Origin of the sequence: Vibrio sp. M260118 (genome assembly GCF_036533755.1) — a bacterium.
Lineage (GTDB): Bacteria > Pseudomonadota > Gammaproteobacteria > Enterobacterales > Vibrionaceae > Vibrio.
Window position 1 is genome coordinate 1 of sequence record NZ_JATABG010000339.1, and the last position, 3,762, is coordinate 3,762.

Here is a 3,762-nt window from a genome sequence, read left to right on the forward strand (position 1 = left end):
TTAAGTAGATGTGGACGCTTAAGCGTTTTGGCTAAGGTTTGGCTAAACAGTTTATTGGGAACTGGATGAGGTGCACAGAGGTTGAACTCGCCATGAGCGTGAGGCGTTTCCAACAAGTAAATGATGCCACGAACCATATCGAGCATATGAATCCAAGGCATGTATTGTCGTCCATGGCCTAAAGGTCCGCCTAAACCAAGCTTATAAGGAGGAAGCATCTTTAGTAGCGCACCACCTTGCGGGGCGAGAACGACTCCGGTACGTAAGATACAAACCCGTGTCATGTCCGATCGAGCTCGGTTAGCTATTTGTTCCCAACGACTACAGACGTAGTGAGGAAACTCTTGGCTATTGACGTGTAAAGTCTCATCGAAAGGGTGTTCCTGTTGATCGCCATAGTAGCCGACAGCTGAACCACTAATGAATACTTTTGGTGGTGTAGTGCTTGCATGGATGAGCTCAACCAGCGCTTCCGTCAATTTCCAACGACTGTCGCAAATGGTCTGTTTTTGTTTGTTGCTCCAGCGTTTATCAGCGATGGGCTCGCCAGCGAGGTTGATGACCGCATCGAAATCGTTGAGGTGATGGAAGTGGCTTAGCGAGGAAATATACGTCACATTACCTCTATCGGTGTGATTGAGCAGGGATTTTGCGTGGCGTGGATCGCGCGTAAGCAGCACGACTTCATGGGTCGTTAAGTGTTTAAGTAGCTCACGACCAATAAAGCCCGTTCCACCAGTAAGCAATACCTTCATCCCTTTTCCTCGTGTACAAGTATTTGACGGTTTGATTTTAACCATAGAGAATTATTGTTACTAATTATAGTCACTTAGCAGTAAATGTGATCACCTGTGGCAATATCACAAAATTCACATTTTGTTACTTTCATCCTGATCTACGCAGTTGGTATCACACCGAAGAGTCCTTTTCTTTGCCATTCTAGAAGGATAAAAGTGAAACCTAATGATAAGGAGGTTAAGTGGTTGCGTTGACAGCGTTGTTGAGATCGCTGCTAGGAAGCTTACGGGATCTATTGCCTATTATCGTGGTGATTGCTTTCTTTCAGCTGGTTGTTCTACAAGAGCCTCTACCCAATCTTTTGTCCATTCTGTTTGGCCTCCTATTAGTGGTTTTTGGTTTGACGTTTTTTATCTTTGGTCTTGAAATGGGGTTATTTCCAATTGGCGAGACAATGGCGCAAGCATTTGCAAGAAAAGGCAGCGTATTTTGGTTGTTGGTTTTTGCTTTCTGCTTGGGCTTTGGTACCACAGTCGCGGAACCTGCGTTAACTGCTGTTGCCGATGAGGCCGCAGAGGTCGCCGCTGAAGGGGGTATGATTCTCCACAATGAGGCGTCGATGGAAGAGTACGCTAACGGCCTACGATACACCGTGGCGCTGTCGGTTGGAGTGGCTATCTTGCTCGGCGTTTTACGTATTCTTAAAGGTTGGCCAATTCAATATATGATCATCGGTGGCTATATCGGCGTAGTCGTCTTAACTATGTTTGCCCCGCAAAGTATTATTGGTGTTGCTTATGATTCTGGCGGAGTGACTACCTCAACCATAACAGTTCCACTCGTGACTGCACTCGGTGTCGGACTTGCTTCAGCGATCAAAGGGAGAAACCCTATGATCGATGGGTTTGGCTTGATTGCGTTTGCCTCCTTGCTGCCGATGATGTTTGTCATGGTCTATGGAATGGTGGTGGCATGATTGAATTAAGCGTATTTTTAGAAACCTTCGTTGATACCATCACCGATGTACTACCGATAGCGACGATTATTTTTGGCTTTCAGTTTGCAGTATTAAGGCGTCCGGTTACTAATCTTCCGAAAGTCATTTTAGGTTTTTTTTATGTCATTCTAGGTTTATCACTATTCTTAATTGGCCTTGACCTTGCCTTGTTCCCGCTGGGAGAAACTATGGCGCAGCAGTTGACTGAACCTAGCTTTATCCAAGAGTTCAAGTTATCGGCTGGGGCGTTAATTGGCTGGGTTGATTACTACTGGGTCTACCTGTTTGCCTTCTTTATCGGTTTTAGTACCACGATTGCTGAACCTTCATTGATTGCAGTAGCGATAAAAGCTAATCAAGTTTCTGGTGGCAGTATTAGCGTTAACGGATTACGCGTTGCTGTGGCTATTGGAGTGGCTGTCGGTATTTCGTTGGGCAGTTACCGAATCGTGGTAGGTGATCCCATTCACTACTATATCATCGTCGGTTACATCATAGTTGTCGTCCAGACTTTTTACGCACCCAAACTCATTATTCCCCTTGCTTATGACTCTGGAGGAGTGACGACGTCTACGGTAACTGTCCCTTTAGTCGCTGCGTTGGGGTTAGGATTAGCATCGACAGTACCGGGGAGAAATCCGATGATCGATGGTTTTGGATTGATCGCGTTTGCAAGTTTATTTCCCATGATTTCGGTGATGGGATACGCACAAATTACTCAGAGGTTAAACAAAGGCACTGAGCGGGAGGAAAAAGAAAATGCGCTTTAAATTGATATTGGCTTTTGTTGAAGACAGTAAAACCGATGTTGTTCTCAATGCTGCGCGTGATGCCGGGGCTACTGGGGCAACAGTGATTAACAATGCGAGAGGCGAAGGGCTAAATCAAAAGAAAACCTTTTTTGGTTTAACGCTCGATGTGCAAAAAGATGTGTTGCTGTTTGTGGTTGAAGAGCACTTATCAAGACATATTCTGGAACGAATTAGTGAAGTCGGTGAGTTTGACCAAGCGTCGGGTCAGGGGATCGCTGTTCAGATTGATATCGAAGACGCGGTAGGCGTTGCGCATCAGGTAGAAAAGCTAACCAAAGTGGTAGAGGATGAACTATGAACACACATACCAAGGTACGAATTCGCGATGTGATGACCAATAACTATGTCGTCATTGACGGTTTAACAACGGTGAAAGAGGGTATTCAACTTGCTCGAAGTCATGAAGTAAAAGCATTAGTTGTGAACAAGCGGAATGATGACGATGAGTATGGCCTAGTCTTAATGAATGACATCGCGAAAAAAGTCCTCGCTCAGAACCGCTCTCCAGAGCGTACCAATATTTATGAAATTATGACCAAGCCTGCGTTATCAGTCGATCCTAATATGAACGTTAAATACTGTGCTCGTCTGTTTGAACGATTTGGTATTAGTCGCGCTCCTGTGATTGAAGGGGGGAAAATCATCGGTATGGTCAGTTACAACAATATTGTTATCAACGGTATGGTACATGATGACTAATAGCGGGAGAGTGCGTAGAATCTCCTGATTAATTATGAGGAGATGATGTCGTGAAGCTCTTTTTTGCCTCTGACCTGCATGGCTGTTTGCCTGCGACTGAACAAGTTGTTGCTGAATATGAAAAATCTGGCGCGACAACGCTAGTTTTGCTCGGTGATATTTTAAATCATGGTCCGCGTAACCCTGTACCCGAAGGCTATAATCCTTCTGCAGTGAGTGAGCTTTTGAATCAGTATGCCAAGCAAATTATCGCGGTGCGTGGCAATTGTGATAGTGAAGTCGATCAAATGCTGCTGAGTTTCCCGATGATGATGGACTATGCGTGGTTGCTACTTGAATCTGGCCAGAGACTATTTTTAACTCACGGCCACTTGTACAACTCAGGCAAGCGCCCACCGCTGAGACAAGGGGATGTGATTGCTCATGGTCATACCCATATTCCGGTTGCTGAATTGGATGATGAGCAGTTTATCTTCAATCCAGGCTCAGTCACCTTCCCACGCAATGGCCATGCAC

General features: G+C 45.3%; 6 protein-coding genes. 5 read left to right on the forward strand and 1 reads right to left on the reverse strand.

Features of this window, described 5'->3' with window-relative positions:
- Positions 1-755 (reverse strand): TIGR01777 family oxidoreductase (locus QTO00_RS16255; protein WP_331425725.1); only part of this gene is annotated, 755 nt, incomplete at its 3' end.
- Positions 756-979: 224 nt separating this feature from the next.
- Between QTO00_RS16255 and QTO00_RS16260 the strand changes: the two genes are divergently transcribed.
- The 5 genes from QTO00_RS16260 to yfcE form a co-directional block, all read left to right on the forward strand.
- Entirely contained in the window at positions 980-1,714 is a 735-nt protein-coding gene (locus QTO00_RS16260; protein ID WP_331425726.1) for a DUF1538 domain-containing protein, read from the forward strand.
- Positions 1,711-2,505 carry a DUF1538 domain-containing protein gene (locus tag QTO00_RS16265; RefSeq protein WP_331425727.1) on the forward strand — a complete coding sequence of 265 codons (795 nt, stop codon included), beginning with the start codon at positions 1,711-1,713 and terminating at the stop codon, positions 2,503-2,505. Before QTO00_RS16260 ends, QTO00_RS16265 begins: the two co-directional genes overlap by 4 nt.
- Positions 2,495-2,845 (forward strand): P-II family nitrogen regulator, encoded by a 351-nt coding sequence (locus QTO00_RS16270; RefSeq protein ID WP_331425728.1) that lies wholly within the window; start codon positions 2,495-2,497, stop codon positions 2,843-2,845. The genes QTO00_RS16265 and QTO00_RS16270 overlap by 11 nt, the downstream gene beginning before the upstream one ends.
- On the forward strand, positions 2,842-3,246 hold the full coding sequence (locus QTO00_RS16275) for a CBS domain-containing protein (protein ID WP_331425729.1): 405 nt from the start codon (positions 2,842-2,844) through the stop codon (positions 3,244-3,246). Before QTO00_RS16270 ends, QTO00_RS16275 begins: the two co-directional genes overlap by 4 nt.
- Before the next feature lie 50 nt (positions 3,247-3,296).
- A partial coding sequence (gene yfcE / locus QTO00_RS16280) for a phosphodiesterase (RefSeq protein ID WP_331425730.1) occupies positions 3,297-3,762 on the forward strand: 466 nt, incomplete at its 3' end.

What these genes read in the sequence shown, in the direction of transcription:
- QTO00_RS16265 (WP_331425727.1), top strand. Translation starts at nt 1,711, where the DNA reads ATGATTGAATTAAGCGTATTTTTAGAAACCTTCGTTGATACCATCACC.
- QTO00_RS16270 (WP_331425728.1), top strand. Translation starts at nt 2,495, where the DNA reads ATGCGCTTTAAATTGATATTGGCTTTTGTTGAAGACAGTAAAACCGAT.
- QTO00_RS16275 (WP_331425729.1), top strand. Translation starts at nt 2,842, where the DNA reads ATGAACACACATACCAAGGTACGAATTCGCGATGTGATGACCAATAAC.